Genomic DNA, 15,170 nt, shown 5'->3' with positions numbered 1-15,170 from the left:
CCTTCGCCGATAGCCCCTCACACAGCCAAGGAACCCACACAGCCAAGGAGTTCCCCCATGGGCAATCTCTGGATCGGCCCGCCCGGCGACCTCTACGAGATCGACCAGGCGGCCAAGTCCTTCGAGCGCGCCGCCGACCTCGGTGTCACCGAGTTCAAGGCGCTCTCCGGCCGTGTCACCCTCACCCGCAACACCACGCCGGTACGGCGCATCAAGCTGAACTGGGACATGCTGCCGCCCCCCACCGCGCGCGTACTCGACCGGCTCGCCCGGCGCGTGGACGGCAGTGCCCCGCTGCTGCTGATCGACCCCGCGGCCGGCAACGTGCTGGAGGCCGCGCAGGCCGGTGGCAAGGGGCCCAGCGGGAGTACGGGGCTGGCGCAGTGGTTCAAGGTGTCCACCAACGGAACCGTCGTCGAGACCGCGCCCGGGGTCTTCGCCTTCACCGCTGCCGACGCCACCAGCAGCGTCGCCTGGCGGTGCGGGCCGTGGTCCGGCAACTTCCCCACCGCCGCCGGACTGCGTGTCTCCTTCCGCGCCCCGACCGCGATCGCCGCGCTCGGCACGGCCGCCGTCGGCATCGACTTCAAGAAGGCCGACGGCACCGTCCTCAGCACCGCCTCCGCGACCGGCCCGTTCGTGGCGGCGACCGTGCCCGCGGGCGCCACCCACCTGACGCCGACCGCGAAGCCCGGCACCGCGGGCACCTACTCCCTCGCCGGCGCCTGTCTGACGTACGGAGGCGACACCGCGGAGGACGACGTGCCCGGCGACGGGCTGCCCCAGATGGCCGTCACCGGCTACTCGGACACCCCGGGGAGCCCGCTGCCGTACCGGAACGTCGGCGTCGATCTTGTGGAGGTGTCCGGTGCAGCGAGCTGACCAGGCGACCAAGACCGCGCTCGCGGCAGGCGAGCGCACCGTCACGCACACCACCCGGCTCGGCGGCCGGGACGTCTCCGACCAGGTGCAGTCCTGGCAGGTCGAGCGTTCGTACGCGACCGATCTGCCCGCCGCTATGCGCGCCTTCTCGGGCAGCTCGGCCGCCCAGTTCACCGTGCAGCTCGGCGGCGACGGCACTCAGACGGCGCCCGCGCTGTACTCGCCGTGGGCGCCCCGCGTCACCGGTGACATCGCGCGCCCCGGCCAGAGCGTCGTGCACGATGCGGGCGTGGGCGGAGCTCCCCTGCCCGCGTTCCGCGGCACCCTGCGCAACCGCAGCGCCGCGTCCGGAGCCGACGCCGTGCAGCTCACCGCCCTCGACGGGGCCGAACGGCTGCGCGCGCCCGCCGAACTCCCGCGGCCGTACACGGGGTTGTACTGGGGACGGACTCTCGGCACCGCGACGTGGTGCGTGGACGAACTGCTGCGCCAGGCCGGGCTGCTGACCTCGCCGCCGCCCCGCGCGGAGGACTTCGTCGCCGGGCAGCCGCTGAGCCTGGTGCACGCCACGCTGCACGGCGGCTTCGCGACACCGTTCGGCATGCCGGAGGACCTGCCGGACCCCCGCCACTACACCTGGTCGCGCGCGGGCGCCCCGTTCGAGATGGCGCTGGTGCCCAAGGGGCTGCCGCCGGGCGAGAGCGGGGTGACGGCGTCCTGGTTCCCCCGCAGCCGGGTCACCGTGCCGGGCAGCCGCCTGTTCGTCGAGGCGTGGGTGAACAACGCGATCGGCATCGGCGACACCGTCCGCCTCGACGTGGAGCTGAACCGCACCGGAAACGCCGTCGGGACGCTGTCCCTGGTGCTCGACTTCGTCAAGGGGCAGGTCGTCATCTGGTCGCTCAGCTCCGACTCCACCCCCGGCAGCGGGCTGGTGTGGAGCGACAACGGCACCAAGATGAAGACACAGCGGGGCCTCTGGCACATGGGCGCGTTCCTCGATCTGACCACGGTCAACAAGGACCCCAACAAAGGGGACAGCGCCCTGCCCGTCGTCACCCCGATCGTCACGGCCCCCGACGGCACGACCTGGACCGGCGTCACAGGCTCGTTCACGCTCGCCAACGGGCCGCAACCGGTCGCCGAGCTGCGCAAGGTGCGCCTGATCACCACCATGGCGACCGAGAACGTACAGGTGACCAGCGGCCTGACGGCCGTCCCGACGCCGAGCGCCTTCGCGCAGTCCGGTACGTGGACCAAGACCGCCGAACTCGACGACGCGATCCTGCCGTTGCGCACCATCCCCAAGGTGTCGGGCTCGCAGTGGGAGGCGATCGGACAGATCGCCAAGGCCGCCATGTCGACGGCCGAACTCGACGAGCGCGGACACTTCCGGTGGCGCAACTTCACCCGGTTCGCCACCACTCCGACGGATCCGGACCTCACGCTGACGTCCGTCCGGGACATCGCCGCCCTGACCGTCACCGAGGAGATCGACGCCTGCCGCAACTTCTGCGTGCAGCCCGCCAAGGACTGGGGCGCGGTCGTGCTGGCCGACGCCGACGCGGTCGTCGACACACTGGTGCGGGAGATCCCCGGCAACGGCACGCTCACCGTCTCGTACACCTTCGGCGAGGACGAGCTGGACATCGGACCGCCGGACACGGCCGACGACAAGACGCCCACCCCCGGCTCCAGCTTCCGGGTCGCCGCCACGCGCGCGGCCGGGGCCACGGCGGTCAAGGGCGCCGTGGACGCGATGGTGCGCCGCGAGGACGGCACGATCGTGCTGCGCCTGACCAACCGCACCACACAGACCCTGTACACCGTCACGACGAACGGCGAGCCGTCCATCCGCATCGTGCCGCTGCGGCCCACCACCGACCCGGTGGAACGACAGGCGGTGTCGTACGTCCCCGACTCGACGAGCGAACGCTGGTACGGACGCCAGGAGTTCTACGGCGACACCAGCGACTGGGTGCAGGACCTCACCGCGGCACACCAGCTCGCTGACGCGATGCGGGCCGCCGGGGAGTACCCGGTGCCGGTCTTCGGCGACGTCCAGGTGCTGTACGACCCGCGCATCCAACTCGGTGACGTCGTACGGCTCGTGGACACTGCGGGGTCCACGCTCGACACGCTCGCCTGGGTCGTGGGCATCACCACCGCCGCCGGCCAGGACGGCGCGATGCAGCAGACCCTGAGCCTGCGCGGCGTCCGCGCGAACGACGTGCCGCAGGACGCCGGCCTCACCCCGGACGTGCCCGCGCTGCCCACACCGGCCGCGCCCGTCACGTACGCCGACGTCACGCGCACGTACGCCACCCTCGCGGCCCTGCTCGCCGCCGAACCGACCTGGAACGACGTGAAGGAGACCGCTCTTGTCTGAGAACCCGCCGGAGCCGCAGCCCGCACCGGTACCGGTGCAGCCGCCGCCCGAGCTGCTGGAGGAGATGGCCGAGGCGGCCACGCCCGGACCCGATCCCGACGAAGCCCCACCGCCCGCCGACGACGGCCTGCTGACGGTCGTCGTCGACGGCCCCGTGCAGTCGGCGCTCACCGCCTAGCTCGACGCACCGACTCTCCCTATCTCTCCCCAGCGCTCACCAACTCGCCGTCCGAGGAGCCCGCATGACCATCCAGTACACCCCGTTGAGCAGCCTGCCCTACCCGCAGGCGACCGATCCCGCCGACCTTCCCGCCCACCTCAAGGCGCTCGCCGACGCGCTCGACGGCCGTACCGTGCTGCGCTTCGCGGACGCCGCCGCCCGCGACGCCAAGGTGACCGCGCCCGTGGCCGGCATGCTCGCCTGGATCGGCACACCGGGCCGGCTGATGTACTACACGGGCTCGGCCTGGGTGCCGGCCGCACCGACACCGGCTTACAAGATCAACGTCGACGCCGGCGACACGACCTCGACGACCTACGTGGAGACGCTGAACAACGCGGTCGGCGACCCGATGGCCGCCTCCTTCACCGCGCCCGCGTCCGGTCAGGTCCTCGTCACCGTCGGCGGATACCTGTGGTCGTCGGCGTCCGGCAGCTCGTCGTACATGTCGGCCAACATCCGCAACTCCGCGAACACCGTGGTGCTGGCGGCCGACGACAACCGGGCCGCCCTGGTCAACAGCACCTCCAAGGCGTCGGTGTCGTCGCAGTTCCTGGTCACGGCCCTGACCCCGGGCTCCGCGTACACCGGGACGCCCGCCTACCGCTCGGGCGCGACCACCAACACCGCGAACTTCGACAGCCGGTTCATCCGGATCGACTCCATTCCGTAAGCGCCCCTCATCCCGTAAGCGCCCCTCAAGGGCCTCGTCGCGGCCCGCCAAGGGCCGCCCAGGAGGTGCCTGTCCATGGCAACACCCCTGTCCGCCGACGCCTTCGTCCGCGCCCTGCGCGACGAGGGCGTCACCGTTCGCGAGCACGGCAACTGGCAGACCCACAACCGCAACCACAAGGGACCCTGGGGGCCCGTCCACGGAGTCATGCTGCACCACACCGCCGGCATCGACAGCCTCCGCCTGTGCCTCGACGGCACCGCGGTGCTGCCCGGCCCGCTGTGCATCGGCCTCGTCGCCAAGGACGGGACCGTGCACCTGGTGGGCTACGGCCGTACGAACCACGCCGGCTCCGGCTCGACGGCGGTGCTGGCCGCCGTGCGCGCCGACAGCCCCGCACTCCCGCCACCCGGCCCGGACGCCGTCGACGGCAACAGCTGCTTCTACGGCTTCGAGATCGAGAACCTCGGCAACGGCCGCGACCCCTACCCCACCGCCCAACTCACCGCCGTGAAGCGCCTGTCGGCGGCCGTCTGCCGGGCCCACGACTGGCGCGCGGCGAGCGTGATCGGCCACAAGGAGTGGACGCGCCGCAAGATCGACCCGTCGTTCTCGATGCCCACCATGCGCACGCGGGTCGAGGCCCGGCTGGGCATCCGCCCCGTCCCGCGCCCGTCCTCGACGTCATCGACCGCGTACGAACCCTTCCCGGGCGCCGCCTACTTCACGATCGGGCGCCGCAGTCCGCTGATCACGGCGGTCGGCCGACGCCTGGTCGCCGAGGGCTGCGGCTACTACGCCGTCGGGCCCGGCCCGGTGTGGGGCACGGCGGACGTCCGCTCGTACGCCGCCTGGCAGCGCAGACTCGGCTACACGGGCAGTGCGGCCGACGGCATTCCGGGGCGCGTGAGCTGGGAACGGCTGCGTGTGCCCCGCATGGGATGAGGAGGGGACCCATGAGCGCTCACGGGACGAGGCCGTCGGCCCGCAGCGTGCCGACGATCGCGGAGAGGGAAGCGGAGGAGGAGGAAGCGGAGGAGGACACGTCATGACCGCGCGGGAGACCGAGGACATGGTGCTGGAACTGGAACGGCTACGACGCTCCGTCGACGTCGGCTTCGCCACCACCCGCGGCGACCTGGCCCTGTTCCTCCAGCGCGCCGACCAGACGGACAAGACCCTCATCGACCACGAGGACCGCCTCGACGCCCTGGAGCGCAGCCGATGGCCCCTGCCCTCGCTGGCGGCCGTGACATCGTGCACCGCGCTGGCGGTCACGTTGTGGACCACGGTCGCCAGGTGAGGTGGCGGGGCGACGAAGCCGAGTTTCGGCGCCTCGCCATCGACCCACCCCACCTCATGGCCCGCGAGAAATCGCCGAACTCACGTACAACCCTTACCCCTTCCTGACCGTCTCCTGATCGCGGACCGCACCGCGAACCCCCGGACAACCCTGGGTGAACGCGAGCGGTCCTCCCACCATCGACAGGGGATGTCCGCCAGACGTCCCCCGCATGCCCAGGAGAACCCCGCATGCACAAGCACCGCCAGCACCACGTGAGACTCGCCCTTGCGACGGCCACCGCTGCCGCGCTGACGGGAGGGCTGCTCACGTTCTCGGCCGCGACGGCGACCGCCGCGGACTCGTTCAGGACGGCGAAGGCCGACTTCAACGGCGACGGCATCGGCGACGTCGTCGCCTCCGCGCCCGGCGCCTACGTCAGCGGCCACGCCAACGCCGGCCAGGTCGTCGCGCTCTACGGCACCACCACCGGCGTATCGGCCGCCAAGCGCACCACGATCAGCCAGAACACCACCGGCGTCCCGGGCACCGCCGAGACCGGCGACTTCTTCGGCGGCGAGACGGCGTACGCCGACTTCAACGGCGACGGGTACGACGACCTCGCCGTGGGCACCCCGGACGAGAAGGTGGGCACCGACACCAACGGCGGCGGCCTCGCCATCCTCTGGGGTTCCGCCAAGGGCCTCACCGGAGCGGGCGTCGACGTCCCGGACCCGGCCCCCTCCTCGCACGACTTCTGGGGCAAGGACCTCGCGGCCGGCGACTTCGACGGCGACGGCAAGGCCGACCTGGCCGTCGGCAGCTCGTCCGCCACGATCTACGTCTACAAGGGCGGCTTCACCACCTCGGGCACGCCCGGTGGCCGTACGACCATCAAGCCCCCGATCCAGTCGGGCACGAACGACAACCCCTTCGGCCCGATGAGCCTCACCGCCGGTGACATCAACGGCGACGGCATGACGGACCTGGTGGTCGACGGCTTCGAGACCCAGACCTCCTACGGCTGGAACACCAACTACTACGTGCCCGGCACGGCGAGCGGCCTGAGCGTCGCGTCCGCCAAGGCCCTCAAGCCCGGCATCATCACCGCCATCGGCGACATCAACGGCGACGGCTACGGCGACATCGTCAGCGGCGCCGGCTGGGACGGCACCACCGAGGACGGCACGCCCGTGCCCGACTCCTCCAACGGCGGCCAGGTGAACATCACCTACGGCTCCGTGTCCGGGCCCGCCTCGACCTCCGGTGTCAACCAGAACACGGGCAGCGTGCCCGGCGCGTCGGAGACCGGCGACAGCTTCGGCTGGGACCTCGACCTCGGCGACATCAACGGCGACGGCTACCAGGACCTCGTCGTCAGCGCCCCGAAGGAGGACATCGGCGGCGTCAGCAACACCGGCATGGTCACCGTCCTGTACGGCTCGGCGACCGGCGTGAACACCGCCTCCGGCGAGCAGGCCTTCGCCCAGAGCACGGCGGGTGTCCCCGGCGCCGACGAGAAGAGCGACCTGTTCGGCGCGGACGTGAAGCTCGACGACGTCACCGGCGACGGCAAGGCGGACCTGATCGTCGGCTCGTACGAGAACAGCTCCGACGGCGCGGTCACCTACCTGCCCTCCAACGGCACGAAGATCACGACGTCCGGCTCCCGGGCCGTCTCGCCCAGTACCTCGGGCGTCTCGACGTCGGGCACGCCGCAGTTCGGCGGCCTGTTCGCCGACTGAGCGCTCCGCTCCGCGGGGCCGGGCCGTGTCCGTCACACCGTGACGACCGGCCCGGCCCGCCGCACACCCGCCCCGTCCCGCCCCGAAGAAAGCCCCCTCCCCATGCGCAGAGCCACCCCGGCGGCGGTCGCCGCCGCACTCCTCGCCGCCGGACTCAGCCCCCTGGCACTGACCACCCCGGCCGCCGCGACCACCGCCAAGTACGCCGACGACTTCAACGGCGACGGCTACCGCGACTACGCCACTCCCTGGCAGGGCGACAGCAAGGGCGGCGGCATCCTGGTCACCTTCGGCACGGCCGACGGCCCGGGCACCACCACGCAGTTCATCAGCCAGTCGAGCCCCGGAGTACCCGGCGCCGACGAGGCGGACGACATGTTCGGCGACGTCCGCACCGCCGCCGACTTCAACGCCGACGGGTACGGCGACCTCGCGGTGGCCGCCCGCGGAGAGGACGTCGACGGGCGCAAGGACCAGGGCGCGGTCACCGTCCTGTGGGGCAGCGCGAGCGGTCTGTCCGGCGGCACGGTCATCCCGAACAAGGCGCCCGCGCAGTCGTACGGCTACATGGGCGACGACCTGGCCGCCGGCGACTTCAACGGCGACGGTCACAAGGACCTGGCCGTCGTCAACGCGTCGAAGACCTACGTCTACCGCGGCGCCATCACCCGTACCGGCGTCCACGGCTCGGTCTCGACCCTGGACAAGGAGACGTCGAGCTTCTCCTCCACGGCCCTGATCGCGGGCAACGTGAACGGCGACTCCAAGACCGACCTCGTCATCGTCGGGGACGTCTGGTCACCCGACGGCGAGACCGCGGACGCCTGGTTCGTCAAGGGCGGCTCGACCCTCACCTCCGGGCCGACGCTGCACGTCAACCCGACCGGTGACGGGGGCGGCGACGGCGTCATCGCCGACTTCGACAAGGACGGCTACGGCGACGTCGCCATCGGCACCCCCGCCTACTCCGGCCACAAGGGCCGCGTCTCCCTCTGGTACGGCTCCTCGACCGGCCCGGCGACCAGCGCGCGCATCAGCCAGTCCACCAGCGGCGTCTCCGGAACGCCGGAGACCGACGACTCGTTCGGCGAGAGCATCTCCGCCGGCGACGTCAACGGCGACGGCTACAAGGACCTGGCGATCGGCGCGTACGGGGAGACGATCGACGGAGTGGAGTACGCGGGCATCGTCCACGTACTGCGCGGCCGGTCGTCCGGCGTCACCGGCACGGGTTCGCAGACCTTCGCCCGCAACACGGCAGGCGTCCCAGGGGCGTTGGGGACGGACGACATGCTCGGCTACGTGACCCGCCTGCGCGACACGAACCGCGACGGCTACGCGGACCTCTACGTGAGCGGCAACGCCGGCTCCCTCCGCTTCCCCGGCTCGGCATCGGGGACCACGACGACCGGGGTGACGTCCGTGGAGAGCGCGATCATCGAGGGGATGGTCCAGTAGCGGGACGCAGGTGACTGTGATCGCCGGCTGGCCGGTGCCCGGAGTGTGCGTGGTTTGTTCGGCGACCGTGGTGCCGTCCCAGGTGAAGTCGGAGTGAGTTCGACCACAACCCGAGAACGCCCCCGGCTCACCCCGAGAACGCCCCTGGACGACCCCCTAGGGGATGTCACAGGTCGGCCGCAAACACCGCGTAGGAGCCCTACCCCGACACGTCACTCTCCGGGACCAGGTACGTTCGATTACGTGGCTGGATTCAGGAACGGACGGGGCGGCCGGAACGAGCGCGCCCCGCAAGCGCGACCGCAACACCCCCCGCACGGACAGCAGGCGCCGCAGGGACCGTCGTACGGCTATCCCTCGGCTCCTCAGCCGTACCCGCAGAGACAGGCCGGTGGCTATCCGGGCGGAGGCGGCGACGAGCCGGAGTACTTCGGCGCCGGTTACGGCGACGGCCGCGGACGCCCGGGCCAGGGCGGTGCCCCGGACCCGTACGCGGCCGACAACCCTGGGCACACCCGGGCGTTCTCGATCAACGAGGACCAGTACGGCGGCCAGGGCGGCCCCTACCCGCCGGCCCCGGCCGGCCCGATCGGCCCGCGCCTGCACTGGAAGGACCTGCTGCGGGGCATCGTGCTGGCCCCGAACCAGACCTTCCTCCAGATGCGCGACTACACGATGTGGGGCCCGGCCCTCATCGTGACGTTCATCTACGGCCTCCTCGCCGTCTTCGGCTTCGAAGGCGCACGCGAGGACGCGATCGGCGCCACGATCTCCAACGCGATCCCGATCGTCCTGATCACGGCCGTGGCCATGGTGCTCAGCGCCTTCGTCATGAGCGTCGTCACCCACACCCTGGCGCGCCAGCTGGGCGGCGACGGCGCCTGGCAGCCCACGGTGGGCCTGTCCATGCTGATCATGTCCATCACGGATGCCCCCCGCCTGGTCTTCGCGATGTTCCTCGGCGGCGACGCGGACCTCGTCAAGATCGTGGGCTGGGCGACCTGGGTGGCCGCGGGCGCTTTGCTGACGATGATGGTCAGCCGCTCCCACGACCTGCCGTGGCCGAAGGCCCTGGGCGCGTCCGCGATCCAGCTGGTCGCCCTGCTGTCGATCGTGAAGCTGGGAACGTTCTGAGAACCGACTCGCGATGAGGTGCCCCCTGGGATCCGGCTGACGCCGGCCAGGGGGCGCCGTTGTCACAGGGGCAGGTAACGGGCCGTTGCAGCGGTGGGCGGTCGGTCTGCCTTCAGGCCAGGCCCGGGCATCACCCCCGTGGACGCCCAGGCCACCGCCCCGTACGTCACACATGGCCGCCGTGCGTCACCCGTCGCGCCCCGCGGGAGCGCCGTACAGCGCACGGCTCCCCGAAAGGGATGTCCCCTCCGGCCACACGCTCATGCACGTCTGCCCGACATCCCCACGGCTTCTCCAACTGATGTGCTGATCACCGCATTTGAAGCCCCGGAATCGGCGCCGCCTCCCCCGTGCGGCCACCGTGCCTAGGCGTCCAGAACCTGCCCGGCCCGCTTGATCACAGGTCCGTCGACACTCCACGGGAAGTTGATCCAGTCATCGGTCCGCCTCCACACGTACTCGCACTTCACGAGGGAGTGGGACTTCTCGTAGATCACGGCGGACCGGACCTCGGCCACGGTGTCGAGGCAGAAGTCGCGCACCAGCTTGAGCGTCTTGCCGGTGTCGGCGACGTCGTCGGTGATCAGGACCTTCTTGTCGGAGAAGTCGATCACGTTGGGGACAGGCGCGAGCATGACCGGCATCTCGAGCGTGGTGCCCACACCGGTGTAGAACTCCACGTTCACCAGGTGGATGTTCTTGCAGTCGAGGGCGTAGGCGAGGCCACCGGCGACGAAGACGCCGCCGCGCGCGATGGAGAGCACTATGTCGGGCTCGTAGCCGTCGTCGGCGATGGTCTGCGCGAGCTCGCGTACGGCGACGCCGAACTGCTCGTAGGTGAGGTTCTCCCGTATGTCCGTCACGGGCTCCGTCACGTCACTCACACCTGCGTCCTGTGGAAGTTGAGGTAGGAGCGGGAGGCGGTGGGCCCGCGCTGCCCCTGGTACCGGGAGCCGTACCGCTCACTGCCGTACGGGTGCTCGGCCGGCGAGGAGAGCCGGAACATGCACAGCTGCCCGATCTTCATGCCCGGCCAGAGCTTGATCGGCAGCGTGGCGAGGTTGGACAGCTCCAGCGTGACGTGGCCGGAGAAGCCGGGGTCGATGAAACCGGCGGTGGAGTGCGTGACGAGCCCGAGCCGACCGAGGGAGCTCTTGCCCTCCAGCCGCGAGGCGAGGTCGTCGGGCAGCGTGATGACCTCGTACGTCGAGGCGAGCACGAACTCTCCGGGGTGGAGGATGAACGGCTCGTCGCCCTCCGGCTCCACGAGCCGGGTCAGGTCGGTCTGCTCGACGGAGGGGTCGATGTGCGGGTACCGGTGATTCTCGAACACCCGGAAGTAGCGGTCCAGCCGCACGTCGATGCTCGACGGCTGCACCATGGATTCGTCGTAGGGATCGATCCGCACCCGCCCGGCGTCGATCTCGGCCCGGATGTCCTTGTCTGAGAGAAGCACGCCCCGAGGATACGCAAGGCGCGCGGAGCCGTGACAATCGTGACGACTCCGCGCGCCGGTGACGGTGCTGCTGTCAGCTGCCTCGGCCGCTGTCCTGCGCTTCCGCTTTCGCGCGCGCTACCGCTTTCGCGCTACCGCTTCTCGAGAGCGTCCACGTGCGCGACGGGTACGGCACTGCGAAGCCGCGCACACCGTGGACACCGGACAAGCCGACCGGGGCCGAGCCGCTCGGCCCGCTGCATCGGGAACGAAGCGGTGCTGAACACGTGCCCTTCGGCACAACGGACGACGGTGCGTTCCATCAAGTCCCAGAGTCCCTTCCCCAAGAGCCTCGTCTGGCCAACTGCCCTGACGACAAAAGCCACGTTACGGGATCAAAGAGACGACTCTCGCAGCGGCACTCCGACCCCGCCCGGGCCTTCCCCCGCATCCCCACCGTACGCCCCAACTCCGTTACCCCGCAGCCGGATCCCTCCCCTGAAACACACTCAGACCCCGCGGCTTCGACGCCGGGGGTCCGGGATGGGGTAGAGTGAGCGAGCGTTCAGACTCCGACCCAGGTCGGCGTCTTACGCGGGTGTAGTTTAATGGTAGAACATCAGCTTCCCAAGCTGAGAGCGCGAGTTCGATTCTCGTCACCCGCTCCAGATTGAAACCCCAGGTCAGCGGCCTGGGGTTTATTCGTTGTCTAGTCCAATTTGGGGGTGGCGTGCCCTCTGCGTGCCCCAAGTCGAGGTGAGGCGATCTCTCAAGGGGCACACGGGCGCCAATATCGGCGACCCGCCCTCGCCCATCTCATAGGGCGAGACGCATTTCGTATGACCTGCGCCACAAGGCGGCGAATGGTGACGAAGTCACTTACGCAAAGGCCGACTTGTGGGCTGGCACGCAGCCGTCGACTATCCGGACTGCACTTCGGTCGTTCCGCAGCGGCAGCGTGAGCGGGTGGTTCACAATGCGCCACGCCCACCAGATACGACCGTTCTCGAAGACATAGAACGTCATCGCGTTGCGGGCGCCCCACGAAGAAGGGGACGCCTCGCAAGCTCCCCCAGGAGATCGGTCGAGGGGTCTGCTGGAAAATGATCTACCCGCTCGTGAAGAGGCTGGCCGCGAACGGGGTTCCCGTCACGGTCGGAGCGGGCGACGATCATCGGGCGGGGCCTTCTGACGGGCAGCGCAGTTCCCTTGAACGGGGCCCGCACCCGAAGGTGCAGGACAGGGGCGACCCCATCGCCGCCCTCGTCGCGGCCCCGACCACCAGGCCGACGAGTGACACCGGTCCGCGTCCCGCGTGCTGGAGTTGAGCCAGGATCCACTCGGCCGCACTCAGTGCCGTGACCGCAGGTTCGCCGGGTTGGCGGTTGGAGCGGTTGGACGGGCGGCGAACCGCTCCGTTCCGCGGGTTTCGCGCCCGCCTTGGGGGCAAGTGGTGGGGTTCAGGGGGGTGTGAGGGTGTCGAGCCGGGCGGCGAGGTCGGGGTGGGTGGTGGTCAGGTGGGGACGGGCAGCGGTCAGGGGGGCGATGAGGTCGGCGGGGTCGTCGTGGGCGAGGGCCGCGTGGAGCTCACCGAGCGGGCGGCGGGCGGCCGGGGGAAGGTCGGTGAGGGCGGTGATCTGGCCGGCGATGCGGCGCAGGTCGGCTGCGTTGTGGCGGGCCCAGGTGGCGGTGGTGCGTTCGGCGGCGCGGCGTTCGCGGGTGGCCTGGACGCGTTGTTCGCCGGTGGTTCCGGCGGGGCCGGGGCGGCCGCGCAGGTAGCGGCGTTCGGCGGCCTGGCGGCTGGCGACGCCGAGGGGGTGGGCGAGGTCGGCCCAGCTGGCTCCCGCGTCGCGGGCGGTTTCGATCAGGCCGGTCTCCCATCCGGCGAGCTCCTCGCGCACCTGCCGCAGCAGCATCAGGGAGGCCAGCGCCTGCTCCGGCCCGGGGCCGGGCGCATCCGGGAGGTCCGGGGACTCTCGCTGGGCGTCGCGCAGGGCGTCGTCTATGGCGTTAAGGGCCGCCGCGGCGGCGAGGAACGACGCTGGACTGTGGGCATTCGTGCTGGTCGTGGACGGCTGGTCGGCTGCGGTCACGGGCACCTCCCTCAGATTGTCATCAGGTAGACGACATCGTGTTTGTCATCCATCGGATGACATGTTACAACGGTGTCAGTGAGCGCATTGGCAGCAACTGCCTGAACCTGCTGGAGGTGTTTTCACGATGTTGATGCGCACTGACCCCTTCCGTGAGCTGGACCGGCTGGCGCAGCAGCTGATGGGCCCGGGCACCTGGTCCCGCCCGTCGGCGATGCCGATGGATGCCTACCGCGAGGGCGACGAGTATGTGGTGGCCTTCGACCTTCCGGGCGTCACCGCGGACGCGATCGATATCGACGTCGAGCGGAACATGCTCACCGTCAAGGCCGAGCGGCGGCCGGTGGCGAAGACCGACGACGTGCAGATGGAACTGTCCGAGCGGCCGCTGGGTGTCTTCTCCCGCCAGATCGTGCTCGCCGACACCCTCGACACCGAGCACATCCAGGCCGACTACGACGCGGGCGTGCTCACTCTGCGCATCCCGATCGCCGAGCGCGCCAAGCCCCGCAAGATCTCCATCGGCGTCGGCTCCGGCCGCAAGGAGATCTCCGGCTGACACCGGCCGGATGGTGCGGAGGACGGGCACCTGATCTCCCCCTCACCCCGCCCTCCGCACCCCTCTCGGGCAAGCCGAAGAAGAGGGGTGGCGGCTGAGATGACTCTGCGACGCGAAGCGTTCCTCGGCCACGTGACCGAACGCGGCGAGTACGACACTCTGGAGGAAGCCGAGCGCGCGGCCCGTGTGGTACTCGCCCTGCTCGGCGCGCATCTGGTCGGCGACGTCCGCGCCCGGCTGGCGGCGCGCCTGCCTGAGGCGTTCGCCCTGATCCTGCTCAACCCGCTGCAGAGCGCCGAGCCGCTGCCCCCGGAGCGGTTCGTCCGCGCAACCGCCGCGTGGATCGAGGGCGCCACCGAGCAGACCGCGGCCTGGGACGTCAGCGCAGTGCTGTCCACCGTCGCCGACGCCGCCGGCGAGGACCTGATGGACCAAATCCTGCTCCAGCTCCCGGCCGGCTATGACCTGCTGTTCGGCCGCGCCGAACTCACCCCGGCCGCGTAGACCTCGAGGCTCGCGAGGAGTAGGCCGTCGCCTTCCTGGCGGGAACGAGCCGGTGCGAACACGGGACTCATCTCACCCGACGCTACTCCCCGTGCCCCCGGACCTCCGGGATCCACCTGACCGACGCGGCCCTGATCCCTTTGTTGCGGTATCGGAGTCTCGGGCGCGTTCGCCATCCGCTGACGACGGTGGCAGCGGCACCTGTCCCGTCGAGGGAGGTCAGAGCGCTGTGGGCGGAAGTCGCGACAGGAAAGCCACGCCCACGGAGAGCAATATCTGTGCCCGTGAAATGAGAAATAGGTGCGGGGTACGGCGAGTAATAGGTGCGGGGTACGGCGAGTATTCCTCGACCGCCCGGCGGAGCGGAATTGTCCACCGTACAAAGCCGGTCGCACCGTGCTACTGTCGGACCCAGTTGCAAGTGTGGTTGCCAGAAGGTTTTTCCGACGGCTGATCATCACGGCGACACGGAATGCGCACAGGGCGTATTCCCGTACACCGCCTCCGAAGGAGAAACACATGGCTACTGGCACCGTGAAGTGGTTCAACGCGGAAAAGGGCTTCGGCTTCATCGAGCAGGACGGCGACGGCGCCGACGTCTTCGCCCACTACTCGAACATCGCCACCCAGGGCTTCCGCGAGCTGCTGGAAGGCCAGAAGGTGTCGTTCGACATCGCGCAGGGCCAGAAGGGCCCGACGGCCGAGAACATCGTTCCCGCCTGACGCACCGGCACTGACGCATACTTCGCAGCTGGGGCCCGCACCTTGGGGTGCGGGCCCCAGCTCGCTTCATTCC

At 70.4% G+C, this 15,170-nt stretch carries 15 protein-coding genes and 1 tRNA gene; 13 read left to right on the top strand and 3 right to left on the bottom strand.

Translation table 11 applies throughout. From position 1 onward, the window contains the following. Positions 1 to 57 precede the first annotated feature (57 nt). From ABZ910_RS05590 to ABZ910_RS05550, 9 genes are all read left to right on the top strand, one after another. A complete protein-coding gene (locus tag ABZ910_RS05590) occupies positions 58 to 882 on the top strand; it encodes a hypothetical protein (RefSeq protein WP_361359662.1) in 825 nt (274 codons plus the stop codon). Beyond that, positions 869 to 3,271 carry a hypothetical protein gene (locus tag ABZ910_RS05585; RefSeq protein WP_361359659.1) on the top strand — a complete coding sequence of 801 codons (2,403 nt, stop codon included), beginning with the start codon at positions 869 to 871 and terminating at the stop codon, positions 3,269 to 3,271. Before ABZ910_RS05590 ends, ABZ910_RS05585 begins: the two co-directional genes overlap by 14 nt. Beyond that, a complete protein-coding gene (locus tag ABZ910_RS05580; protein WP_361359656.1) occupies positions 3,264 to 3,449 on the top strand; it encodes a hypothetical protein in 186 nt (61 codons plus the stop codon). The genes ABZ910_RS05585 and ABZ910_RS05580 overlap by 8 nt, the downstream gene beginning before the upstream one ends. A gap of 64 nt (positions 3,450 to 3,513) precedes the next feature. Further along, entirely contained in the window at positions 3,514 to 4,164 is a 651-nt protein-coding gene (locus ABZ910_RS05575; protein WP_361359654.1) for a hypothetical protein, read from the top strand. A 75-nt stretch (positions 4,165 to 4,239) separates the two neighbouring features. Beyond that, the gene (locus tag ABZ910_RS05570; protein WP_361359651.1) at positions 4,240 to 5,109 is read left to right on the top strand and encodes a peptidoglycan-binding protein; all 870 of its coding nucleotides are present in this window, start codon (positions 4,240 to 4,242) and stop codon (positions 5,107 to 5,109) included. 103 nt (positions 5,110 to 5,212) lie between these two features. Next, positions 5,213 to 5,467 carry a hypothetical protein gene (locus tag ABZ910_RS05565; protein ID WP_361359648.1) on the top strand — a complete coding sequence of 85 codons (255 nt, stop codon included), beginning with the start codon at positions 5,213 to 5,215 and terminating at the stop codon, positions 5,465 to 5,467. A 230-nt stretch (positions 5,468 to 5,697) separates the two neighbouring features. After that, positions 5,698 to 7,191: an FG-GAP and VCBS repeat-containing protein gene (locus ABZ910_RS05560; RefSeq protein ID WP_361359646.1), complete on the top strand. Its 1,494-nt coding sequence runs from the start codon at positions 5,698 to 5,700 to the stop codon at positions 7,189 to 7,191. Between the two features lie 102 nt (positions 7,192 to 7,293). Next, entirely contained in the window at positions 7,294 to 8,649 is a 1,356-nt protein-coding gene (locus tag ABZ910_RS05555) for an FG-GAP and VCBS repeat-containing protein (RefSeq protein WP_361359643.1), read from the top strand. 243 nt (positions 8,650 to 8,892) lie between these two features. Further along, positions 8,893 to 9,783, top strand: coding sequence for a Yip1 family protein (locus ABZ910_RS05550; protein ID WP_361359640.1), 891 nt, complete (start codon positions 8,893 to 8,895; stop codon positions 9,781 to 9,783). A 365-nt stretch (positions 9,784 to 10,148) separates the two neighbouring features. Here the strand turns inward: ABZ910_RS05550 and ABZ910_RS05545 are convergent, their stop codons facing one another. Further along, positions 10,149 to 10,646: a phosphoribosyltransferase gene (locus tag ABZ910_RS05545; RefSeq protein WP_361359972.1), complete on the bottom strand. Its 498-nt coding sequence runs from the start codon at positions 10,644 to 10,646 to the stop codon at positions 10,149 to 10,151. Between the two features lie 17 nt (positions 10,647 to 10,663). Continuing rightward, the gene (gene dcd / locus ABZ910_RS05540) at positions 10,664 to 11,239 is read right to left on the bottom strand and encodes a dCTP deaminase (RefSeq protein ID WP_018547797.1); all 576 of its coding nucleotides are present in this window, start codon (positions 11,237 to 11,239) and stop codon (positions 10,664 to 10,666) included. A 573-nt stretch (positions 11,240 to 11,812) separates the two neighbouring features. Between dcd and ABZ910_RS05535 the strand changes: the two genes are divergently transcribed. Further along, positions 11,813 to 11,886: transfer RNA gene (locus ABZ910_RS05535), tRNA-Gly, on the top strand. Positions 11,887 to 12,678: 792 nt separating this feature from the next. Here ABZ910_RS05535 and ABZ910_RS05530 read toward each other — a convergent pair. Further along, complete coding sequence (locus tag ABZ910_RS05530; protein ID WP_361359637.1) at positions 12,679 to 13,311, bottom strand: type III effector protein; 633 nt, start codon at positions 13,309 to 13,311, stop codon at positions 12,679 to 12,681. 127 nt (positions 13,312 to 13,438) lie between these two features. Between ABZ910_RS05530 and ABZ910_RS05525 the strand changes: the two genes are divergently transcribed. From ABZ910_RS05525 to ABZ910_RS05515, 3 genes are all read left to right on the top strand, one after another. Then, a complete protein-coding gene (locus tag ABZ910_RS05525) occupies positions 13,439 to 13,870 on the top strand; it encodes an Hsp20/alpha crystallin family protein (RefSeq protein WP_093906005.1) in 432 nt (143 codons plus the stop codon). 99 nt (positions 13,871 to 13,969) lie between these two features. Further along, on the top strand, positions 13,970 to 14,374 hold the full coding sequence (locus ABZ910_RS05520; RefSeq protein WP_361359633.1) for a DUF2267 domain-containing protein: 405 nt from the start codon (positions 13,970 to 13,972) through the stop codon (positions 14,372 to 14,374). A gap of 519 nt (positions 14,375 to 14,893) precedes the next feature. Beyond that, the gene (locus ABZ910_RS05515) at positions 14,894 to 15,097 is read left to right on the top strand and encodes a cold-shock protein (protein WP_285556824.1); all 204 of its coding nucleotides are present in this window, start codon (positions 14,894 to 14,896) and stop codon (positions 15,095 to 15,097) included. Positions 15,098 to 15,170 lie beyond the last annotated feature (73 nt).

Origin of the sequence: Streptomyces sp. NPDC046805 (assembly GCF_040645355.1) — a bacterium.
Classification (GTDB): domain Bacteria; phylum Actinomycetota; class Actinomycetes; order Streptomycetales; family Streptomycetaceae; genus Streptomyces.
This window is presented reverse-complemented; position numbering and strand designations above follow the sequence as displayed.

Excerpts from the sequence above, each read along its gene's own strand:
- ABZ910_RS05590 (WP_361359662.1), top strand. The coding sequence starts at position 58 with ATGGGCAATCTCTGGATCGGCCCGCCCGGCGACCTCTACGAGATCGAC.
- ABZ910_RS05575 (WP_361359654.1), top strand. The coding sequence starts at position 3,514 with ATGACCATCCAGTACACCCCGTTGAGCAGCCTGCCCTACCCGCAGGCG.
- ABZ910_RS05570 (WP_361359651.1), top strand. The coding sequence starts at position 4,240 with ATGGCAACACCCCTGTCCGCCGACGCCTTCGTCCGCGCCCTGCGCGAC.
- ABZ910_RS05565 (WP_361359648.1), top strand. The coding sequence starts at position 5,213 with ATGACCGCGCGGGAGACCGAGGACATGGTGCTGGAACTGGAACGGCTA.
- ABZ910_RS05560 (WP_361359646.1), top strand. The coding sequence starts at position 5,698 with ATGCACAAGCACCGCCAGCACCACGTGAGACTCGCCCTTGCGACGGCC.
- ABZ910_RS05555 (WP_361359643.1), top strand. The coding sequence starts at position 7,294 with ATGCGCAGAGCCACCCCGGCGGCGGTCGCCGCCGCACTCCTCGCCGCC.
- ABZ910_RS05525 (WP_093906005.1), top strand. The coding sequence starts at position 13,439 with ATGTTGATGCGCACTGACCCCTTCCGTGAGCTGGACCGGCTGGCGCAG.
- ABZ910_RS05520 (WP_361359633.1), top strand. The coding sequence starts at position 13,970 with ATGACTCTGCGACGCGAAGCGTTCCTCGGCCACGTGACCGAACGCGGC.
- ABZ910_RS05515 (WP_285556824.1), top strand. The coding sequence starts at position 14,894 with ATGGCTACTGGCACCGTGAAGTGGTTCAACGCGGAAAAGGGCTTCGGC.